This is a genomic window from Vibrio sp. Vb0667 (assembly GCF_033391095.1).
The window spans coordinates 1-1009 of record NZ_JAWPOL010000446.1; the positions used below are offsets into that span (position 1 = coordinate 1).

2 protein-coding genes are annotated in these 1009 nt (G+C 47.4%); both read right to left on the reverse strand.

What is annotated here, in order from left to right; genetic code table 11:
• Positions 1-379: pilus assembly protein PilN (locus R8269_RS26545; RefSeq protein WP_318183791.1), on the reverse strand; the 379-nt coding region annotated here is incomplete at its 3' end.
• The coding region (gene pilM / locus R8269_RS26550) for a type IV pilus biogenesis protein PilM (protein WP_318223080.1) at positions 363-1009 on the reverse strand (647 nt) is incomplete at its 5' end. The genes pilM and R8269_RS26545, both read right to left, overlap by 17 nt.

Here is a 1009-nt window from a genome sequence, read left to right on the forward strand (position 1 = left end):
CAATTTCTAGATCGTTCATTTTGATCTTGTCGACATACACGCCTTCTGGAATAACAGCAGGCATGAGGTTCATAAAATCAGTGGTTTTATTCCGACCATTTTGCAACGCTTCCACAACTTTCAAGCGTTCCAAGATTTTGCTGTGTTCAAGCTCCGCGATCTTCATCGCTTCTATCCGCTTATCTAGATCAGAAATGTACGTTGTTAGATAGTCGAGTCGCTCTTGTTGAAGATCTTGTTGGTACTCATAATATTTGCCAACGCCCCACTGAATCCCCAACGCCACCATGACGCCCAATACCACTAAACCGACAAATCGACGACGATGCTCTTCCCTTTGATTTTCGCGCCAAGGCAATAAGTTAATGCGATACAGCACGCACACCTCCTAACCAATGAATGCCACGCACCGCCAGCCCTGCAGCCGTCGAAAAATGTTGCCAATCGGCCGCTCGGCGCTTGCGTTTCGACACTTTCATTTCAAACAGTCCGAGTGGGTTTAACAACTCACACTCCAATGCCAACTGATGCGACAGCTCTTCTGCCAACATTGGCGTCGATGCCCCCTCGCCCGATAACCAAATGCCTTTGATGTTTTGCGAACCGTTGATCGAGGTATAGAGCTGCATTTGACGTTTTACGCGCTCAACCACTTGACGATTGAACTGTTCCGTTTTGGCTTGAGCATCATCAGAAAGTAAGTCTTCTTGTGACGTCCCCATTGAGATACGAGTACCGCACGCAAACTCCTTATGAAACAGTTCGCCTTGCTCGGTAAACATGGTGAATGAACTCGCTAACGAGCCGATGTCTAACAAACAGTATTTGTTTTTTTCAGGAAAACGCTCTGCGGCAAGCTTCCAGATATGACCTAGGCTTTGAGAGTGCACGTCAACCAACACAGGCTTTAAACCAGACTGTTGTAACGCCTCAACTCGGCTTTCAACCACATCTTTGCGCGTAGCGAATACTTGATAACTGTCCGTTCCACGCATCCCTTCTTCCGCAC